We start from the raw sequence: 16,809 nt of genomic DNA on the forward strand, positions 1-16,809 counted from the left end.
CCGCCGCAGACGACCCCGGCGGCGTCGACCCTGGCGCCGACGTCCAAGACGCCGTCGACGCTGCCGCCGACGACCCTGCCGCCGACGACCCTGCCGCCGACGACCCTGCCGCCGACGACCCTGCCGCCGACGACGGGTCCGTCCGCGAGCGCCGGACCCGCGGCGACGACCACGCAGCCACCGGTTCCGGCCCCGCCGGCGCAGCTCGTCGTGGGCGACAGCGGTGTCCCACTTCTCGCGGTCGCCGCCCCGGCCACCGGGGTGCCTGCCGCGCCGCAGGCGGGGGGTCGGATCGCGGAGGCCGACGGACGGACTGTCGTCGTGCTCGCGGCGACCGAGGAACCCGCGGTGCGGCCGGGGCGGGCCGTGACGGTCCGCGGTGCCGACGGCGCGGAGCGGACCTGGACCGTCCGGGTCCTCAGGCCCGTCCCGGAACCCGCCCTGACGCCTGCCCTCGCCCCGGCCGGCGGCCTGCTCGTGGTCATGGGCGGCCCTGGCGCCCGGACTGTGCTGATCGCGACGTGACTCGGCACGTGCCGGGCTCGTCCCGCCACGAACCGTCCGCGGTCCTCGCGGGGTCGCCCTGGCCGGCGCGGCCGGCGTGCGCATCCGTTCACGGAACCCTCGGCGCCCACGCGCCACGGCGCTCCGCAGCGGTGGGCTGCGGGGCGCCGCGTCAGGGATCGGGCGGGTCGTCGAGGCGGGGGCGTCCGCGGGGGCGGGGCCCCTTGGCGCCGGAGGGCAGCCGGCCCGCCTGGCGGAGGGCCTCCCGCAGCAGGAAGTCGATCTGCGCGTTGGTGCTGCGGAGCTCGTCGGCGGCCCAGCGGGCGAGGGCGTCGTGGACGGCGGGGTCGAGCCGCAGCAGGAAGCTCTTGCGCTCGGGCATCGTCGCGGATCAGTGGTAGAGCGAGCCCGCGTTGATGATCGGCTGGGTCGCCCGGTCCCCGCACAGGACGACCATCAGGTTGCTCACCATCGCCGCCTTGCGTTCCTCGTCGAGCTCGACGATTTCGCGTTCGGAGAGCCGCTCCAGCGCCATCTCGACCATGCCGACCGCACCCTCGACGATCCGTCCCCGTGCGGCGACGACGGCGCCGGCCTGCTGGCGCTGCAGCATGGCCCCGGCGATCTCGGGTGCGTAGGCGAGGTGGGTGAGGCGGGACTCGATGATCGTGACACCCGCGGACTCGACGCGGTCGCCGATCTCGCGGGAGAGGCGTTCGGTGATCTCCTCGGCGTTCTGCCGCAGGGAGAGGCCTTCCTCGTGGGAGTCGTAGGCGTAGCTGGTGGCGATGTGGCGGATCGCGGTCTCGGTCTGGGTGTGGACGAAGGCGACGAAGGAGTCGACCTCGAACACGGCGCGGGCGGTGTCCTCGACCTGCCAGACCACGACGGCGGCGATCTCGATGGGGTTGCCGTCGAGGTCGTTGACCTTGAGGACCTCGCTCTCGTGGTTGCGGATCCGGGTGGAGACCTTGCGACGGCTGGTGAGCGGGTTGACCCAGCGCAGCCCGGAGGTGCGCACGGTGCCGACGTAGCGGCCGAAGAACTGCACCACTTTGGCCTCGCCGGGCGCGACCGTCGTCAACCCGCGCAGGGTGAGCAGCCCGAGGACGAGCGCGGCGATGCCGAGTCCGATGAGGACGCCCGTGCCGGTGGCGACGCAGTAGATGCCGAGCGCGAGGAGGACGAGGCCGACGAGGAGGCCGACGAACCCGTTGGGTCCCCACGCCTTGTGCTCGCGGACGGCCGGGTCGGGCATCCGCACGGGTGTCACGTCGAGCTCGCCGGTCGGGGCGGGTCGGTGGTCCTGGTCGGTCATCGTCGTCCCCTGACGTCCCGGCCTCGGAGGCCGCTAGCGCAATGATATCAATTTTCTCCGCTGCTGTGCTATCACTTTTTCTCGACGGACGGCCTACCGTGTCCGGATGGACGCCGACGACGTGCGCCAGGCCGCTGCGGCGAGCCGTGCATCGCTGGAGCATGCGGGGAGCCGGGACTGGTCGGTGGCGGCTCACGGGGTCGACCTGACGGTCGCGGGGGTGGTCGCCCATGTGGGCGCGACACTCCTCGGGTTCGCGGCCGACCTCGCCGCCGGCGGGGACGCACTCACCGCGCTGGAGGCGCGCGTCGATGCGGACGCCCCGCCTGCTGCGCTGATCGCCGGGATCGTCGCGGGGGCGGGGGTGCTCGCGGCCGTGGTCGACGCGGCACCGCCGGACGCGCGCGGCCACCACCCGTTCGGTTCGGCCGACGCCTCGGGTTTCGCGGCGATGGGCGTGCTGGAGCTCCTCGTGCACACCGACGATGCCGCGCGTGGCCTCGGGATCGGCTTCGAACCGGATGCCCACCTCGCCCAGCGGGTTCTGCACCGCCTCTTCCCCGCGACACCGCGTGGGTCGCGTTCGTGGCCGACGCTGCGATGGGCGACGGGCCGCTGCGCCCTCGACGCCGACCATCCGCGGCTGCAGGAGTGGCGCTGGCACAGCGCCCCACCGGACGGCCGCCCCTGACCGACCCGCGCGCAACCCCACTGCTGTCCGAGCGCCGGGGCACGACCGTGAGGTTGCGCGCGAGCGCCCGGGCGCAACCCTGGTGCTGTCCCGTGGGGTGACGAGGACCGTGTGGTTGCGCGCGGGGGAGGGGCACCCAGGGTCCGGGGGCGGACGTGCGTCGGCGCGGCCCTCCTCTGCGGAGAGCCGCGCCGGAGCCGACGGGCCGGCGTCAGGTCATCGAGCCGGCCTTGTCGACGCGGCGGTGGTATCGCTCACCCGCGCGGCCACCGAGGACGGCGGCGAGCAACGTCACGATGGCGACGACGACGAGCAGGATGATGCCGCCGATCGTCAGCGCCCCAGTGGGCAGGGCGATCGACGGCAGCACGAGGCGTTGCATGACGTCGTACTCGGCACCGAGGACGGCGCCGGCGATGCCGGCGGCGATGGTCACGACCAGGCCGATGACCCACGTGCCGCTGCCGTTGCGGGCGCCGTCGAAGCGGGCGAGCCGGCCGGCGACGTAGCCGCCGCCGAGGTAGGCCAGCGCCATGACGACGACGATCGCGATCGCCGCGGTCAGGCCGACGGTCTCGGGGGCGGGGTTGGCGGGCGAGCCGGAGAGGTCGAGGGAGAAGCCGGTCGCGGCGGCGATCCCGGCGGCGACGGCGAAGAGGAGGACGGTGAGCCCGACGGCGACGATCCAGCCGAAGAAGGCGGCGCCGAACTTGAAGCCGCCGAAGCGTTCGTGCTGGCGTTCGCGCGCGACGGCGAGCGCGCCCCGGCCGGCGTAGTGGCGGTCGAGGTCGGCGAGGGTGTGGGCGTCGGGTTCGCCGTTGCCGGCCGAGGGCGCGGTGCGGAAGCCGGCCTTGTCGACGGGCACGACGATGCCGCGGTCGCCGTGGGGCTGGGCGCGGTCGAGGGGGACGAGGCGGCCGCCGCCCCGGCGCCCCTCGACGATGCCCCACGGCACGGGGGAGTGCTCGGAAGGGGGGTGGATCCGGCTGAGTGTGCCGAGCTTGGAGCCGTCGCGGCCGTGCACGGTGCGCCCGGTCCAGTCGTCGGCGGCAGGTTCCCCGGGAGCGGTGGGCCCCCCGGGGGTGGTGGGCCGCCCAGGAGCGGTGGGCGCCACGGCAGTGGTGGCCGTGCCGACGTCGGGGGCGGGGCCGGGCGGCGGAGCGCCGGCGGGGGTGCTCGGGGCGGGCGACTCGTCCGGGAGTGCGTGCCGGGCACGCCTGTCGGAGTCCGGTGGGGAGGCCGGTTCCTCGGCCGGCGGGGCGGCGCGATGGCGGGCATCGCGAGGGGTCTGGTGCGGCGTCGCGGTCATGGGGCCACCTCCTGACCCCCCGTTCCCGATGGTGGCGCCGCTCACACATGGAGACGTCGCAGGTCACCGGATCGGTGGGCGCCCGGGAGGGCGCAGGCCGCATCGGCCGACATGGGACGATGGAGGTCACCCGCAGCGAAGGAACCTGAGTGACGACGTACGCCGACCGCACGTTCACCCCACCGGAGCGCATCCGGAACTTCTGCATCATCGCCCACATCGACCACGGGAAGTCGACCCTGGCCGACCGGATGCTGCAGCTCACCGGGGTCGTCGAGGAGCGCGCGATGCGGGCGCAGTACCTCGACCGGATGGACATCGAGCGCGAGCGCGGCATCACGATCAAGGCGCAGAACGTGCGGCTGCCGTGGCAGCTCGACGGGGAGGACATCGTCCTCCACCTGATCGACACCCCCGGCCACGTCGACTTCACCTACGAGGTCTCGCGGGCGCTGGAGGCGTGCGAGGGCGCGATCCTGCTGGTCGACGCGGCGCAGGGCATCGAGGCGCAGACGCTCGCGAACCTGTACCTGGCCCTGGAGAAGGACCTGACGATCGTCCCGGTCCTGAACAAGATCGACCTGCCCGCGGCCGACCCGGACCGCTACGCCGCGGAGATCGCGCACATCGTGGGCTGCGACGCGAGCGATGTGCTCCGCGTCAGCGCCAAGACCGGTGTGGGCGTCTCCGAGCTGCTCGACGAGGTCGTCCGCCAGGTCCCCCCGCCGGTCGGCGATCCGGACGCCCCGGCCCGGGCGATGATCTTCGACTCGGTGTACGACACCTACCGCGGCGTCGTCACCTACATCCGTGTCGTCGACGGGAAGATCACCCCCCGCGAGCGGATCCGGATGATGTCGACGGGGGCGACGCACGAGCTGCTCGAGGTCGGCATCGTGTCACCGGACCCGAAACCGTCCGCCGGGCTGGGCGTCGGCGAGGTCGGCTACCTGATCACCGGGGTGAAGGACGTCCGGCAGTCGAAGGTCGGTGACACGGTCACGAGCCAGCGCCACGGCGCGAGCGAGCCGTTGACCGGCTACCGGGAGCCGCGGCCGATGGTCTACTCGGGTCTCTACCCGGTCGACGGTTCGCAGTACCCGGACCTGCGGGAGGCGCTCGACAAGCTGCAGCTCAACGACGCGGCACTCACCTACGAGCCGGAGACGTCGGCGGCGCTGGGCTTCGGGTTCCGCTGCGGCTTCCTGGGCCTGCTGCACCTGGAGATCACGCGCGACCGGCTGGAGCGCGAGGCGGGGCTCGACCTCATCTCGACCGCGCCCAACGTCGTCTACCGGGTGGTCCGTGACGACGACGTCGAGCTGACGGTGACCAACCCGTCGGACTGGCCGACCGGGCGGGTGGCGCAGATCTTCGAGCCGGTCGTGAAGGTCACGGTGCTGGCGCCGTCGGAGTTCGTCGGCACGATCATGGAGCTGTGCCAGAACCGCCGCGGCCAGCTCGGTGGCATGGACTACCTGTCGGAGACGCGCGTCGAGCTGCGGTACACGATGCCGCTGGCCGAGATCATCTTCGACTTCTTCGACGCTCTGAAGTCGCGCACACGTGGGTATGCCAGCCTCGACTACGAGGAGGCGGGCGAGCAGGAGTCGGACCTGGTGAAGGTCGACATCATGCTGCAGGGCGAGCCGGTCGACGCGTTCTCGGCGATCCGGCACAAGGACGACGCCTACTCCTACGGCACCACGATGACGACGAAGCTGCGCGAGCTGATCCCGCGCCAGCAGTTCGAGGTGCCGATCCAGGCGGCGATCGGGTCGCGGATCATCGCGCGCGAGAACATCCGCGCCATCCGCAAGGACGTGCTGGCCAAGTGCTACGGCGGCGACATCACGCGGAAGCGGAAGCTGCTGGAGAAGCAGAAGGAGGGCAAGAAGCGGATGAAGACCATCGGTCGGGTCGAGGTTCCGCAGGAGGCCTTCGTGGCGGCGTTGTCGACGGACTCGTCGGCGGCGGAGAAGGCGAAGAAGTAGCGCCCGGGCGTCGTCGCCCGGGCGGTCGGCCGTCGGGGGATCAGGCGGGGGCGTCGGCCAGGTTGGCGAGCAGCTCGGCCAGCTGGGCGCGTTCGCGGGGGTGCGCGGCGCCGAGCGCGGTGCCGACCTTGCGTTCGACCATCCCGCACACCCGTTCGACGACGGCCCGGCCGTCGGCGGCGAGGTGGACGAGAACGCGACGGCGGTCGACGGGGTCGTGGCGGCGGTAGGCCATCCCCGCCGCCACGAGGCGGTCGACCACGCGGGTCGCCGTCGGGGCGGGCAGGGCGGTGTGGCCGGCGATCTCCCCCATGCTGCGGCCACCGCCGCGGGAGAGCATCAGCAGGACCCGCCAGCCGTCGCGGCTGACGCCCTCCGACGCCGTTGCGGGGACCAGGGCCGTGGCGACGGCCCGGTCCACGCGGTCGAGTAGTTCGACGAGGCCGGGTACGCGCGGCGCCGGGGCGGTGGCGACAGCCCCCGGCGCCGTTCGACTGAATGGCTCAGACACGGCTACCGACTGTACTTGACGATTGAGCTGTCTCGGCATTCTCCGAGGAAGATGCCGGAAAATCGTCCCGTTCGGTGTCAGTGAGTGAACACGATCTTGCCGGCTGTGTTCCCGTCGAGCATCGCGCGGAAGCCGTCGACGGCCTGCTCCATGGGCAGTTCCAGCCCCACCTCGGGGACGATCCCCGCGTTCGCGACGAACGCCAGCAGGTCGGCGAGCTCGTCGCGGGTACCCATCGTGGAGCCCTCGACGCGCAGCTGGAGGAAGAACAGCCGCTGCAGGTCGGCGCCCGGCTGCGGGCCGCTCGTCGCGCCGCAGACGATGATCGCCCCGCCGGGGCGCAGCGACTTCATGGAGTGCGACCACGTGGCCTCGCCGACGCTCTCGAAGACGGCGTCGACCCGCTCGGGCAGCCGCGCGCCGGGCTCGAACGTCGCGTGTGCGCCCAGCTTCTCGGCCAGCGCGCGCTTCTCCTCGCTGCGGCCGGTGACCCACACCCGCATGCCGGCGGCCCGGCCGAGCTGGACCAGTGCCGTCGACACGCCGCCGGAGGCGCCCTGCACGAGCATCGTCTGGCCGGGACGCAGGCCGGACTTCGTGAACAGCATCCGGTAGGCCGTCAGCCAGGCGGTGCCCATGACGGCGGCCTGGGCGGGCGACAGCCCGGCGGGCTTGGGCACGGCGTTGCGGGCGGGGATGACGACGGTGTCGGCCATCGTGCCCTGGTACTTCTCGGTGAGCAGGGTGCGGCGGGGGTCGAGGGTCTCGTCGCCGCCCCAGTCGGGGTCGCCGATGATGGAGTGGACGACGACCTCGGTGCCGTCCTCCAGCGTTCCGGCTCCGTCGCAGCCCAGGACCATGGGGAACTGCTCGGGTTTGATGCCCACACCCCGCAACGTCCACAGGTCGTGCATGTTGAGGCTCGCGGCGGAGACCTTGACCGCGACCCAACCGTCGGGGACCTCGGGGTCGGGACGCTCCCCGACGGTGAGGGAGTCGAGGGGGGCGTCGGGGCTCGGCTCGGCGGCGTAGACGGCGAACATGCCTCGAACCTAGTCACGATCGCCCGGGTCTACCGTGTGAGGTGTGCGGGCGCTGGCGGACTGGTGGGACGCGGTCGAGCTGTGGGTGACCCAGCTGCCGTTCCCGTTCCAGGTGGTGCTGGCCGCGGTCGTCGTCCTCCCGGTGTGCGCGGGACTGGCGATCCTGGTCGACAGGGCCGCGGGGATCGTCGGCACCCTGCTCGCCGCGCTGCCCCGGCCACGCCGGGCGCCGCGGCCGCCCGAGCCGTTGTTCGACGTCCCCACCGAGAGGTGAGGTGAGCTCGCCCCGCCGCGGCTCGTCGGTGCGCGCAGCCCTCGTCGCGCTGGCGGTCCTCGCGGCGATCGTCCTGGTCGGCACGTTCGCGCGTCCGGGCCCGGCCCCGCCCACCGCCACCGGCGGTACCACCTGCGCGACGGTGTCGGCACAGGTCCCGGGCGCGGCGGCGTCGACACTGCCGGTGCAGCCGCTGTGCGCGCTGCCGCCCGAGGCCGCCGCGGTGTACGCGCAGATCCGCGCGGGCGGGCCGTACCGCTACGAGCGCGACGGAATCGTCTTCGCCAACGCCGAACGCCTGCTGCCCGCGCAACCCCGCGGCTACTACCACGAGTTCACGGTGCCGACGCCCGGCGAGACCGACCGCGGCGCGCGACGCCTGGTCACGGGCTCGGAACAGGAGCTGTACTACACCGGTGACCACTACGGCAGCTTCGTCGTCGTGGACGCCGCGGCGGTGCCCCGCTGACCGGTCCGTCACCGGTCTCGATCGAGACCCTGGCGAACCGGAGGCGAACAGGTGATGATGACCACATGACGGTGCAGTCGATCGGACTCCAGTGCAGCCCGCGTGACGCGGGTCAGGTCGCCGACACCGCGCGGCAGTGCGGCGCACGCGTGGCGCGCGTCGACGGCCCCCGCGACCGTCAGGCCTTCTACCGGGCGGTTGCCGCCCAGCTCGACGTGCCCGCGTGGTTCGGACACAACCTCGACGCGCTGCGCGACGTCCTCACCGACCTGTCGTGGCTCCCCGCGGGCGAGATCGTGCTCATCTGGGAGGACCCGGCCGCGTTGGCACCCGCCGACCCCGAGGGCCACGACCGGCTGCTCGACGTGCTCGCCGACGCCGCCGCCGCGTCCCGCACGAGCGACCGTCCGCTGCGGGTCGTCCTCACCGGGCGGATCTGAGCGGGCTCAGGCCACCATCGCGGCCAGCGCGGTCAGCGTCTCCGAACACCCGGCGTCGACGCACAGCGTCGCCAGCGGATCGCCCCGCGTCGCACCCCGGTTGAGAATGACGACGGGCACACCCAGGGCGTGGGCGCGCTTCACGAACCGCAGCCCCGACATCACCGTCAACGACGACCCGGCGACGAGCAGCGCGCCCGACCCGGCCAGCCCCTCGACCAGGGCGTAGGAACGCTCCACCCGCTCGCGCGGCACGTTCTCGCCGAAGAACACGACATGCGGCTTGAGCACACCACCGCAGCCGGTGCAGGGGGCGACGACGAAGCCGTCGGTGTCGTCGAGGACGGCGTCGCCGTCGGGGGCCGCCTCCGCGGCCGCGGCGGCCGCGGCGAACCCCGGGTTCAGCCCGGCCAGGCGGGCCTGCAGCAGGTCGCGGGCGGTGACGTCGCCACACTCCAGACAGACGACCTCGTCGATGCGTCCGTGCAGGTCGACGACCTCCCGGCTGCCCGCCGCCCCGTGCAGCCCGTCGACGTTCTGCGTGATCACCGACCGCAGCGCCCCGGCACGTTCCAGCGCGGCGAGCGCGTGATGGCCGGGGTTGGGGTCGGCGTGGCGCATCCGCGCCCACCCGACGTGGCTGCGCGCCCAGTACCGGCGCCGCGCGTCCGCACCGGACCGGAACTCCGCGATCGTCATCGGGCGGCGGGCGGGGGAGCCGGGGCCGCGGTAGTCGGGGATGCCGGAGTCGGTGGACAGGCCGGCGCCGGTGAGGGCGACGAGCGGGCGCCCGGCCAGCAGGTCGAGAGCGCGGGCGACGGGTGCGGCGCCGACGGCGGGCGTCACGGCCACGGGTTGCGGGGCGGTCACCACTCCAGAGTAGGTGTCGCGTTCCTACAAGACCCGTCGCCGGCGGCCGCGCAGGATCGACGGCATGGACCACACCGACCACCTGCAGCAGAGCATCGACCTCGCCGTCTCGGTCATCCGTGGGACCGCCGTCGATCGCTACGACGACCCGAGCCCCTGCACCGACTTCACCGTCCGCCAGGTCGTCAACCACATCGCGTTCGGGTTCGTCCTCGCGCAGCGTGCCGCGACCCGCGAGGCCTGGGACGAGACCTGGAAGCTCGAGGACGGTGCCCCCTTCCTGATCGGCGTCCCCGAACCCGAGTGGGCCGACCGGTGCGCCCAGGAGGGCGCCGCCACCGCGCGGGCCTGGGCCGAGCCCGGCGCCTGGGAGGGCGACAGCCACATGGGCGGCTCGCCCATGCCGGCCGCTGCCATCGGCTCGATGATGACCGCGGAGTTCGCCGTGCACGCGTGGGACGTCGCCGCCGCCACCGGGCGTGGTCTCGACGTGCCCGACGAGCTCGGCCGGGTCGTCCTCGACGGCGTCCTCGCGATCGCGCCGATGGGCCGCGACGGCGGCTGGTTCGGCGCCGAGGTCCCGGTCGCCGACGACGCGCCCGCGTTCGTGAAGGCGCTCGGCGCCGCCGGCCGCGACCCCGGCTGGAAGGCCGGCTGACCCGTCAGTCGGGCACGACCCAGGCGGGGGTGCGCTTCTCGGCGAACGCGCGCATCCCCTCCTGGGCGTCCGGGCTCGCGAAGTAGCCCGCCGACAGCTCCTGCATCTGCGCGAAGTCCTCCGACATCGACCGCGGACGCTCCGAACGCAACAGCTCCTTCGTCCCGGCCAGCGCCGCCGGGGCGCCCAGCTTGAGCGCCTCGACGTAGCCGACGACCCGCGCGTCGAGCTCGGCGGCCGGGACCGCGGCGTTGACCAGCCCGATCGCCTCGGCGCGCGCCGCGTCGAACACCGCCGCGGTGAGGAACAGCTCGTGCGCGGCGCGGGGCAGCAGCCGCGGCAGCACCGTCACCGAGATGACCGCCGGGACCAGGCCGAGGCGCACCTCGCTGAACGCGAACGTCGCCGTCTCCACCGACACCGCGATGTCGCACGCCGCCACCAGCCCGACACCGCCCGCGCGGGCCGCCCCGGCGACCCGCGCCACGACCGGCTTCGGCGAGGTCCAGATCAGCTCCAGGATCGCGGGCACCTCCGAGATGCCCTGCTGGTCGGCCGACGCCCCGCGCGTCTCCCGCAGGTCCATCCCGGAACAGAACACGGACCCGGTGTGGGACAGCACGATCACCCGTACGTCGTCGTCGGCCAGGGCTGCGCGCAGGTGCGCGAGCAGCTCCCGGCGCAGCTGCGCCGACAGGGCGTTGCGGTTGGCGGGGGAGTCCAGGGTGACCGTCGCGACACCGGCCGTGACGTCGAGATGGACGAGCTCCGAGGGGGCGGCGTCGCCGTCGGGAGGGGTCATGGCCGGACCGTAGCCGAGCCGGCCCCGCCCCTCACCGCGAGTGCGACCCGCCCCTCACCCCGAGCCCGGCCCGGCACCGCGCCCGGGCACGATCGCATCGACCCCGCCGACGACGCCCGTGACCCGCCCGGGCAGGTCATGGACGGGCGGCGGGCCGTCGGCCACGCTGCGGTCATGCCGCCCCCCGACCAGACCCCGAGCGCCGACCCCACCGGGTTCCTGCACTCCGCCATGCCCTTCGCCGCGTTGATCGGGGCCACCGCCGTCGCCGCCGGCCCCGACGAGGTCCACCTGCGGCTCGAATGGGACCCCACCCGCACCACCACCGCGGGCCTGCTGCACGGCGGCGCGATCATGGCGCTGGCCGACACGGCAGGTGGCTGGGCGGCCTACCTCAACCTGCCCCCGACCGCGACCGGCACCGCCACGATCTCGTCGTCGACGAACTTCATGCGCCCACTCACCGAAGGCCACCTCGACGCCGTGGCACGCGTGCTGCACAAGGGGCGCACCACGATCGTCGTCGACACCGAGCTGCGCGACGCGCAGGACCGCCTCGTCGCCCGGGTCACCCAGACCCAGGCCGTCCTCACCTGACGGTCAGCGTCGCGCGAAGAACTCGTTGGCGCGGTTGTTCCACAGCAGAGCCAGGATGATGACGGCGATCGCGATGTTGCCGATCGCCCCGGAGCCCGCCCCGGTGGTGCCGTACACCGACAGCGTCGTGATCGCACCCACGATCTGCAGCACCTCCAGGACGGTCACGATGATGCGGGCGCCGTTGCCGCCCTTGCCCAGCCGCGACGCGACGGCGGCCGTGAGCAGCCCGATGACCAGTGTGAAGATCCCGACCGCGACGATGACGCCGCGGGCGACGTCGATGTCGGCGGTCCCGACCGTCGCGGCGACGACGAGCAGCAGCACGCCGACGAGCAGCTGCAGGATGGCCGAGATCCAGACGAGCACGACGACGACGGTGACGCTGCCGGGGCGGGTGAGGGGCGCGGCGCTCATGAACGGGTCCTTCCGTCGGACGCGGCCGCCCGCGCCGCCGGGACCGGCCCGGCGTCGGGCGAGGTGACTGTCAACTCGCGGCGACCCGGACGTCCGTTACGTCGGGTGTCGCGGCGATCGGGCCGGGCGGGACACGGACCGGGCCCGTCGAGGGCCGTGGCGTTCGGGCCGGGCCGGACGCACACCGGCCGGGAGGGGGGGGACCCGCGGTGTTCGCCGCGGCCCGGCCCGTGCAACGGGGCGACGCCCCAGCGCCCGCCCCGTCGACGCATGACTCGCCCGCCCGATCCCGGTCGTTACACCTGATCAGACCGCCGCGTCGGCGCGCCGGCAACCCGGGAACGCGACCGGCTCGGGGGCCGGGACCGCGACAGCCGCGGGCACGCCCCGACCACCCGCGACCGAGGCCGACACCCGCGCGTCACCAGGGCGGCGGCCCCGCCCGTCGCGCCCCCGCACGCCGCTGTGACGGTCCCGGCGGCCGGACCCGGTGCGCGGACAGCCCCCGCCGCCTACCCTCGGAGACGATGACCGACGGCCGCGACACCGCGCACCGGGGCACCGCCGTGCCCGTGACGCTGCTGGCCCGCCGCCGCCACGTCGACTTCTGCCGGACCAGCGCCGCGCTGGCGGGGTGACGCGCCCACGCCCGTCCGCCACCGTCACGCGAGGTCAGCCATGTCCCGTCGCCCCGCCTCCGTCGTCGTCGTGGGTGCGGGCCCACGCGGGACCGGACTGCTCGAACGCCTCGGCGCGAACCTCGCCGAACTGCTTCCCGACGGCGAGCTCGACGTCCACCTCGTCGACCCCTTCCCGCCCGGCGCCGGCCGCATCTGGCGCCACGCCCAGTCGCCGCTGCTGGCGATGAACTCCATGGCCGCCGACGTCACCATGTACACCGACGAGTCCGTCGTCTGCGCCGGGCCGATCGTGCCCGGACCGTCGCTGTGGGAATGGGTGCAACGGGTCCGGGCAGGCGAGCTGCCGACGGAGACCGCCGACGCCCTCGGCCCCGCGCTCTGGGCCGAGCTCACCGCCGTCGAGGCGTCGACCTTCCCGAGCAGGCAGCTGCAGAGCCGATACCTCGCCTGGGTGCTGCGCGACGTCGTCGCGACCCTGCCACCACGGGTGCGTGTGCACCTGCACACCGGGCGCGCCACCGGGATCACCGAGACCGGTGACGACCAGTGGGTCACCGTCGAGGGCCGCGACACACCCCTGCGTGCCGACACCGTCGTCCTCGCCTCCGGCCACCTCGACGCCGTCCCCACCCCCGACGAGCGCGCCCTCATCGCCCGCACCGCTGCGGCCGGGCTGCGTTACCTGCCGCCCGAACAGACCACCGACACCGACCTCTCCGTCATCCGCCCCGGCGAGACGGTGCTGGTCCGCGGCCTCGGCCTCGCCTTCGTCGACCTCGTCGTGCTGCTGTTCGAGGGCCGCGGCGGCCGGTTCGTCCCCGCCACCGACTCCACGGACCGGCTCCGCTACGTCGCGTCCGGCGACGAACCCGTACTCGTCGCCGGCAGCCCCCGCGGTGTCACCTACCACTCCAAGACCCACTACCAGCTCCGCGGCGGCCGCCCGCCCCTGCCGCGCCACTTCGGCCCCGACCAGATCGCGCCCCTGGTGGCCGACGGCCCCGTCGACCTCCGCACCGCCCTGTGGCCGCTCATGGCCAAGGAGATCGCCTGGGGCTGGTACCACGAGCTCGTCGCCGGACACCCCGACCGCGTCCCCCTCGACCTCGACCGCTTCACCGCGCGCTACGACGCCGCCCGCTGGGGCACCCCCGAGATGGACGCCCTCCTCGCCGAGGTCGCGCCCGACCCCCTCGACCGGCTCGACCTCGACGCCCTCGACCGCCCCCTCGACGGCGTCACCGCCCCCTCACTGGATGCGCTGCAGCCCCTCGTCGTCGACCGCATCGCCGAGGACCTGCGCCAGCACGTCGACCCCCGCCACACCCCGCACCTCGGCGCGTTCGTCGCCATGCTGTCGGTGTACAACGAGGTCACGCACCTGCAGGGTGACGACGCCCTCACCGCGGTGTCCCGCGCCCGCGACGTGCCCTGGTGGCAGAGCTTCTTCAACTCCGTCGCCAGCGGGCCACCCGGATTCCGGGTCCGCCAGATTCTCGCGCTCGCCGACGCCGGGCTCGTCAGGTTCCTCGGCCCCGGGATGTGGGTCCGCGCCGACGACGATGTGCTGCGGGCCGGCAGCGCCGCCACACCGGAGGTCGTGACCTCCACGATCCTCGTCGACGCCCGCCTCCCCGACGCCAGCGCCGCCCGCAGCACCGACCCCCTCCTCGCCGCCCTCGTCCGTGACGGCGCCGTCAGCGAGGAGATCCTGCGCACCGCCGACGGCACCGTCCTGCGCAACACCGGCCTGATCCGGGTCCGGCCCGCCGACGGCGCGATCGTCGACGCCCGCGGCGCCGTTCACCCGCGCCGCTTCGCCGTCGGACCGCACACGGTGGTCAAGGTCGCCGGCGCGTTCACCCGGCCCGGCATGAACGCGCAGAGCCTGCGCTACAACGACGCCATCGCCCGCGCCGTGCTGGACAGCCTGCCCGCGGAGTCGGCCGCCGCGGCCTGATCCCGAGCCCTCGCCGGCGCTGCACCCTCAGCGGCGCCGCGGCGGCAACGGCGGGACCTTCGGGATCTCGCCGGTGAGCCAGGAACGGCGGCGCGGGCGGGGGATCGGCTGGAACGCCGCGGTCTCGGCGTCCACGTCGTCGCCCGGGACGCGGGGGTCGGGCACGGTCAGCTTCGCGAACGCCTGGGTGAGGTGGACGAGGGGCAGCGCGGCGGTCGGCGCGTCGACGTCGTCGGGTCCGTGCCGGTCGCGGTCCGCCCCGCGGCGGCGGTCGTCGTCGCGGGGCGCGTCGCGGCGGTCCGCCCGGGAGCGGCCGGCCCGGGAGCGGTCTGCACCGGAGCGCTCTGCCCGGGTGGGCTCGTCGGTGTGTCGGTCGTCGCGGGCCCGGTGGTCGTCGCGGGCCCGGTGGTCGTCGCCGCGGTCGTCGTGGCGCGAGCGGGGTTCGTGGTCCGCAGCCGGACGGACCGGGCGCCGGCGTGCGGCACGGCCGGACCCGGTGTCGTCGCGCTCCCCCTGGTTCTCGTCGCGCGCGCGGTCGCGTCGAGCGCCGCGGGAACGGCGGCCACGTTCGTCGTGCCGCGCGGAACGGTGGCGAGGGATCGCGGTCGTCTCCGACACGGCGTCCGCGGTGCCGCGCCCGCGCTCGGCGACGTCGCGACGATGGACGGGAGCCTCCTCGCGGGCACCCCGCCGGCTGTCGCCGCGGCCGTCGGCGCCCTGAGCGTGGTCGTCACCGAGGTGGTCCTCACGGGTGTGATCGCGGTGGGCGTGGTCGCGACGGCCGTCGGAGCGGACGCCGTCGGTACCGGGGGACTGGTCGCGGTGCTCACCGGTGCGGTGCTCGTCGGTGCCGTGCCCGCCGTGCCCGCCGGTGCCGTGACCATCGGTGCGGTGGGCGCCGGTAACGCGGCGACGACGTGCGGGTGCGTCGTGGTCACCGTGGCCGCCGCCGAGTTCGTGGTCGTCGGCTGCCCGGTGGCGGCGGGGTCGACGCTCGGCGGAGTCGTCATCGCGACGCCCGGCCCGGGCCGGGCGCGCGTCCGCTCCGGCGTGGCCGTCACGGTGCCGGTCGCCGCCCGAGCCGTTGACCCGGGATCCGTTGACCCGAGATCCGTTGACGGGGGAGCCGTCGGTCCGGAAGCCGCCTGTCCGTGGGGTGTCGGCGCGACGCTCGTCGGGGGCGGGGTCGTCCGGCCGGACTCCGTTCACGCGCGCACCGTTCACGCGCGAACCGTCGGCGCGCGGACCGTCCGTCCGCGAACCGTTCAGGTACTGATCGTCGGTCTGCGCACGGTCGTGGCGGGCGTCGTCGCCCCGCGCTCCGCCTGCCCGCGTCCGGTCCTCGTGCGAGTCGGCCGCGCGGCGGCCGTCGAGCCGAGAACCGTCGGAACGCGGCCTGCGAGGACGCGGAACATCGGCTGACGCGCCGTCGGCGGCGGGGCGGACAGCCCGCGAACTGTCGAGCCGCGAACCGCCGGGCTGTGAACGGTCGGCACGCGAACTGTCTGCCCGCGAACCGTCGGCCCGCGAACCGTCGGCCCGCGAACCGTCGGGCTGCGAACCGTCGGGCTGCGGACGGTCAGCCTGCGGACCGTCGGGCTGCGAACGGTGGGGCCGCGAACCGTTGGGGCGCTGTGTGTCGGGGTGCGCGTGCGCGGGGTCGCGGCGCGAGCTGCGGTGCGGCCCACCGTCGACCCACCCGCGGTCCTGGTGAGCTCTGTCGACCTGCGAGCCGTCGCGGCGTGGGCCGCCGGAGCGCGAACGCTCAGGACCCGAATCCTCGACCGGCAGGCCGTCCGTACGCGAACGGCCGGCGCGCGAGCCGTCTGCGCGGGACCTGTCGGCGCGGGCACTGTCTGCGCGGGAGCCGTCTGTGCGGGAACTGTCTGGGTGCGAGCCGCCTGCGCCCGGACGGGTCGACGGCGGTCCGTCCTTTCGGCGCCCGTTCACGTCCCGGACCCGGTCGCCGTCGTGCTCGTCCCACGGCCCCCGGCCGCTGCCGCTGTCGTCCCGACTCCACTCGTCCCGGTCCCGGTCCCGGTCCCGGTCCCGGTCGTCGGGCCGGCGGGGGCCGCTGTCGCCAGGGCGCACCGGGCGGACCACGCGGGTCGACTCGACGCCGTCGGCGCCCCCGGCACCGCCAGATCGCACTCCGCCGGTATCGCCCTGCCGACCGCCGCTGCCGCGCAGGCCGTCGCCGCTGCCGCGCAGGCCGTCGCCGCTGCCGCGCAGGCCGTCGCCGCTGCCGCGCAGGCCGTCGCCGCTGCCGCGCAGGCCGTCGCCGCTGCCGCGCAGGCCGTCGCCGCTGCCG

General features: G+C 74.6%; 19 protein-coding genes. 10 read left to right on the forward strand and 9 right to left on the reverse strand.

Features of this window, described 5'->3' with window-relative positions; genetic code table 11:
• Nucleotides 1-525, forward strand: a 525-nt coding sequence (locus AB7F12_RS21450) for a hypothetical protein (protein WP_428517972.1), incomplete at its 5' end; no start/stop codon positions are given.
• A 151-nt stretch (nt 526-676) separates the two neighbouring features.
• Here the strand turns inward: AB7F12_RS21450 and AB7F12_RS21455 are convergent.
• Together AB7F12_RS21455 and AB7F12_RS21460 are read right to left on the reverse strand one after the other, a co-directional pair.
• Nucleotides 677-886 carry a hypothetical protein gene (locus tag AB7F12_RS21455; RefSeq protein WP_428501633.1) on the reverse strand — a complete coding sequence of 70 codons (210 nt, stop codon included), beginning with the start codon at nt 884-886 and terminating at the stop codon, nt 677-679.
• Nucleotides 887-895: 9 nt separating this feature from the next.
• Nucleotides 896-1,822, reverse strand: a complete 927-nt coding sequence (locus AB7F12_RS21460; protein WP_428501632.1) for an SPFH domain-containing protein — start codon at nt 1,820-1,822, stop codon at nt 896-898.
• A 106-nt stretch (nt 1,823-1,928) separates the two neighbouring features.
• On the opposite strand from AB7F12_RS21460, the gene AB7F12_RS21465 reads away from it, so the two are divergent.
• Nucleotides 1,929-2,513 (forward strand): maleylpyruvate isomerase N-terminal domain-containing protein, encoded by a 585-nt coding sequence (locus AB7F12_RS21465; RefSeq protein WP_428501631.1) that lies wholly within the window; start codon nt 1,929-1,931, stop codon nt 2,511-2,513.
• A gap of 211 nt (nt 2,514-2,724) precedes the next feature.
• Here AB7F12_RS21465 and AB7F12_RS21470 read toward each other — a convergent pair whose 3' ends face one another.
• The gene (locus AB7F12_RS21470) at nt 2,725-3,822 is read right to left on the reverse strand and encodes a hypothetical protein (RefSeq protein WP_428501630.1); all 1,098 of its coding nucleotides are present in this window, start codon (nt 3,820-3,822) and stop codon (nt 2,725-2,727) included.
• Nucleotides 3,823-3,971: 149 nt separating this feature from the next.
• Between AB7F12_RS21470 and lepA the strand changes: the two genes are divergently transcribed.
• Nucleotides 3,972-5,816 (forward strand): translation elongation factor 4, encoded by a 1,845-nt coding sequence (lepA, locus tag AB7F12_RS21475; RefSeq protein ID WP_428501629.1) that lies wholly within the window; start codon nt 3,972-3,974, stop codon nt 5,814-5,816.
• Between the two features lie 40 nt (nt 5,817-5,856).
• Here lepA and AB7F12_RS21480 read toward each other — a convergent pair whose 3' ends face one another.
• Both AB7F12_RS21480 and AB7F12_RS21485 read right to left on the reverse strand, forming a co-directional pair.
• Entirely contained in the window at nt 5,857-6,327 is a 471-nt protein-coding gene (locus AB7F12_RS21480; RefSeq protein ID WP_428501628.1) for a MarR family winged helix-turn-helix transcriptional regulator, read from the reverse strand.
• Nucleotides 6,328-6,404: 77 nt separating this feature from the next.
• Nucleotides 6,405-7,370: a zinc-binding dehydrogenase gene (locus tag AB7F12_RS21485; protein ID WP_428501627.1), complete on the reverse strand. Its 966-nt coding sequence runs from the start codon at nt 7,368-7,370 to the stop codon at nt 6,405-6,407.
• Nucleotides 7,371-7,413: 43 nt separating this feature from the next.
• Here AB7F12_RS21485 and AB7F12_RS21490 point away from each other — a divergent pair, with 43 nt between their 5' ends.
• From AB7F12_RS21490 to AB7F12_RS21500, 3 genes are all read left to right on the forward strand, one after another.
• Complete coding sequence (locus AB7F12_RS21490) at nt 7,414-7,644, forward strand: hypothetical protein (protein WP_428501626.1); 231 nt, start codon at nt 7,414-7,416, stop codon at nt 7,642-7,644.
• Nucleotide 7,645: 1 nt separating this feature from the next.
• Nucleotides 7,646-8,113, forward strand: coding sequence for a ribonuclease domain-containing protein (locus AB7F12_RS21495; protein ID WP_428501625.1), 468 nt, complete (start codon nt 7,646-7,648; stop codon nt 8,111-8,113).
• Between the two features lie 65 nt (nt 8,114-8,178).
• A complete protein-coding gene (locus AB7F12_RS21500; RefSeq protein WP_428501624.1) occupies nt 8,179-8,553 on the forward strand; it encodes a barstar family protein in 375 nt (124 codons plus the stop codon).
• A gap of 6 nt (nt 8,554-8,559) precedes the next feature.
• Here AB7F12_RS21500 and AB7F12_RS21505 read toward each other — a convergent pair whose 3' ends face one another.
• Entirely contained in the window at nt 8,560-9,423 is an 864-nt protein-coding gene (locus AB7F12_RS21505) for an NAD-dependent protein deacetylase (RefSeq protein ID WP_428501623.1), read from the reverse strand.
• Between the two features lie 64 nt (nt 9,424-9,487).
• Here AB7F12_RS21505 and AB7F12_RS21510 point away from each other — a divergent pair, with 64 nt between their 5' ends.
• Nucleotides 9,488-10,081 carry a TIGR03086 family metal-binding protein gene (locus AB7F12_RS21510; protein WP_428501622.1) on the forward strand — a complete coding sequence of 198 codons (594 nt, stop codon included), beginning with the start codon at nt 9,488-9,490 and terminating at the stop codon, nt 10,079-10,081.
• Nucleotides 10,082-10,085: 4 nt separating this feature from the next.
• Here AB7F12_RS21510 and AB7F12_RS21515 read toward each other — a convergent pair whose 3' ends face one another.
• Nucleotides 10,086-10,883, reverse strand: coding sequence for an enoyl-CoA hydratase-related protein (locus AB7F12_RS21515; RefSeq protein ID WP_428501621.1), 798 nt, complete (start codon nt 10,881-10,883; stop codon nt 10,086-10,088).
• A gap of 174 nt (nt 10,884-11,057) precedes the next feature.
• Here AB7F12_RS21515 and AB7F12_RS21520 point away from each other — a divergent pair, with 174 nt between their 5' ends.
• Entirely contained in the window at nt 11,058-11,480 is a 423-nt protein-coding gene (locus AB7F12_RS21520; protein WP_428501620.1) for a PaaI family thioesterase, read from the forward strand.
• Between the two features lie 3 nt (nt 11,481-11,483).
• On the opposite strand, the gene AB7F12_RS21525 is transcribed toward AB7F12_RS21520, so the two are convergent.
• The gene (locus AB7F12_RS21525; RefSeq protein WP_428501619.1) at nt 11,484-11,897 is read right to left on the reverse strand and encodes a hypothetical protein; all 414 of its coding nucleotides are present in this window, start codon (nt 11,895-11,897) and stop codon (nt 11,484-11,486) included.
• Between the two features lie 678 nt (nt 11,898-12,575).
• On the opposite strand from AB7F12_RS21525, the gene AB7F12_RS21530 reads away from it, so the two are divergent.
• Nucleotides 12,576-14,498 carry an FAD/NAD(P)-binding protein gene (locus tag AB7F12_RS21530; RefSeq protein WP_428501618.1) on the forward strand — a complete coding sequence of 641 codons (1,923 nt, stop codon included), beginning with the start codon at nt 12,576-12,578 and terminating at the stop codon, nt 14,496-14,498.
• Between the two features lie 27 nt (nt 14,499-14,525).
• Here the strand turns inward: AB7F12_RS21530 and AB7F12_RS21535 are convergent, their stop codons facing one another.
• Entirely contained in the window at nt 14,526-15,707 is a 1,182-nt protein-coding gene (locus tag AB7F12_RS21535) for a hypothetical protein (RefSeq protein WP_428501617.1), read from the reverse strand.
• 762 nt (nt 15,708-16,469) lie between these two features.
• On the opposite strand from AB7F12_RS21535, the gene AB7F12_RS21540 reads away from it, so the two are divergent.
• On the forward strand, nt 16,470-16,809 hold a 340-nt coding region (locus tag AB7F12_RS21540; protein WP_428516795.1), incomplete at its 3' end, for a hypothetical protein.

It is taken from the genome of Pseudonocardia sp., assembly GCF_050250275.1.
Classification (GTDB): domain Bacteria; phylum Actinomycetota; class Actinomycetes; order Mycobacteriales; family Pseudonocardiaceae; genus Pseudonocardia.

Coding starts and splice junctions, on each gene's coding strand:
- AB7F12_RS21530 (WP_428501618.1), top strand. CDS start 12,576: ATGTCCCGTCGCCCCGCCTCCGTCGTCGTCGTGGGTGCGGGCCCACGC.
- AB7F12_RS21525 (WP_428501619.1), bottom strand. CDS start 11,897: ATGAGCGCCGCGCCCCTCACCCGCCCCGGCAGCGTCACCGTCGTCGTC.
- AB7F12_RS21460 (WP_428501632.1), bottom strand. CDS start 1,822: ATGACCGACCAGGACCACCGACCCGCCCCGACCGGCGAGCTCGACGTG.
- AB7F12_RS21500 (WP_428501624.1), top strand. CDS start 8,179: ATGACGGTGCAGTCGATCGGACTCCAGTGCAGCCCGCGTGACGCGGGT.
- AB7F12_RS21485 (WP_428501627.1), bottom strand. CDS start 7,370: ATGTTCGCCGTCTACGCCGCCGAGCCGAGCCCCGACGCCCCCCTCGAC.
- AB7F12_RS21515 (WP_428501621.1), bottom strand. CDS start 10,883: ATGACCCCTCCCGACGGCGACGCCGCCCCCTCGGAGCTCGTCCATCTC.
- AB7F12_RS21470 (WP_428501630.1), bottom strand. CDS start 3,822: ATGACCGCGACGCCGCACCAGACCCCTCGCGATGCCCGCCATCGCGCC.
- AB7F12_RS21455 (WP_428501633.1), bottom strand. CDS start 886: ATGCCCGAGCGCAAGAGCTTCCTGCTGCGGCTCGACCCCGCCGTCCAC.
- AB7F12_RS21520 (WP_428501620.1), top strand. CDS start 11,058: ATGCCGCCCCCCGACCAGACCCCGAGCGCCGACCCCACCGGGTTCCTG.
- AB7F12_RS21465 (WP_428501631.1), top strand. CDS start 1,929: ATGGACGCCGACGACGTGCGCCAGGCCGCTGCGGCGAGCCGTGCATCG.
- AB7F12_RS21510 (WP_428501622.1), top strand. CDS start 9,488: ATGGACCACACCGACCACCTGCAGCAGAGCATCGACCTCGCCGTCTCG.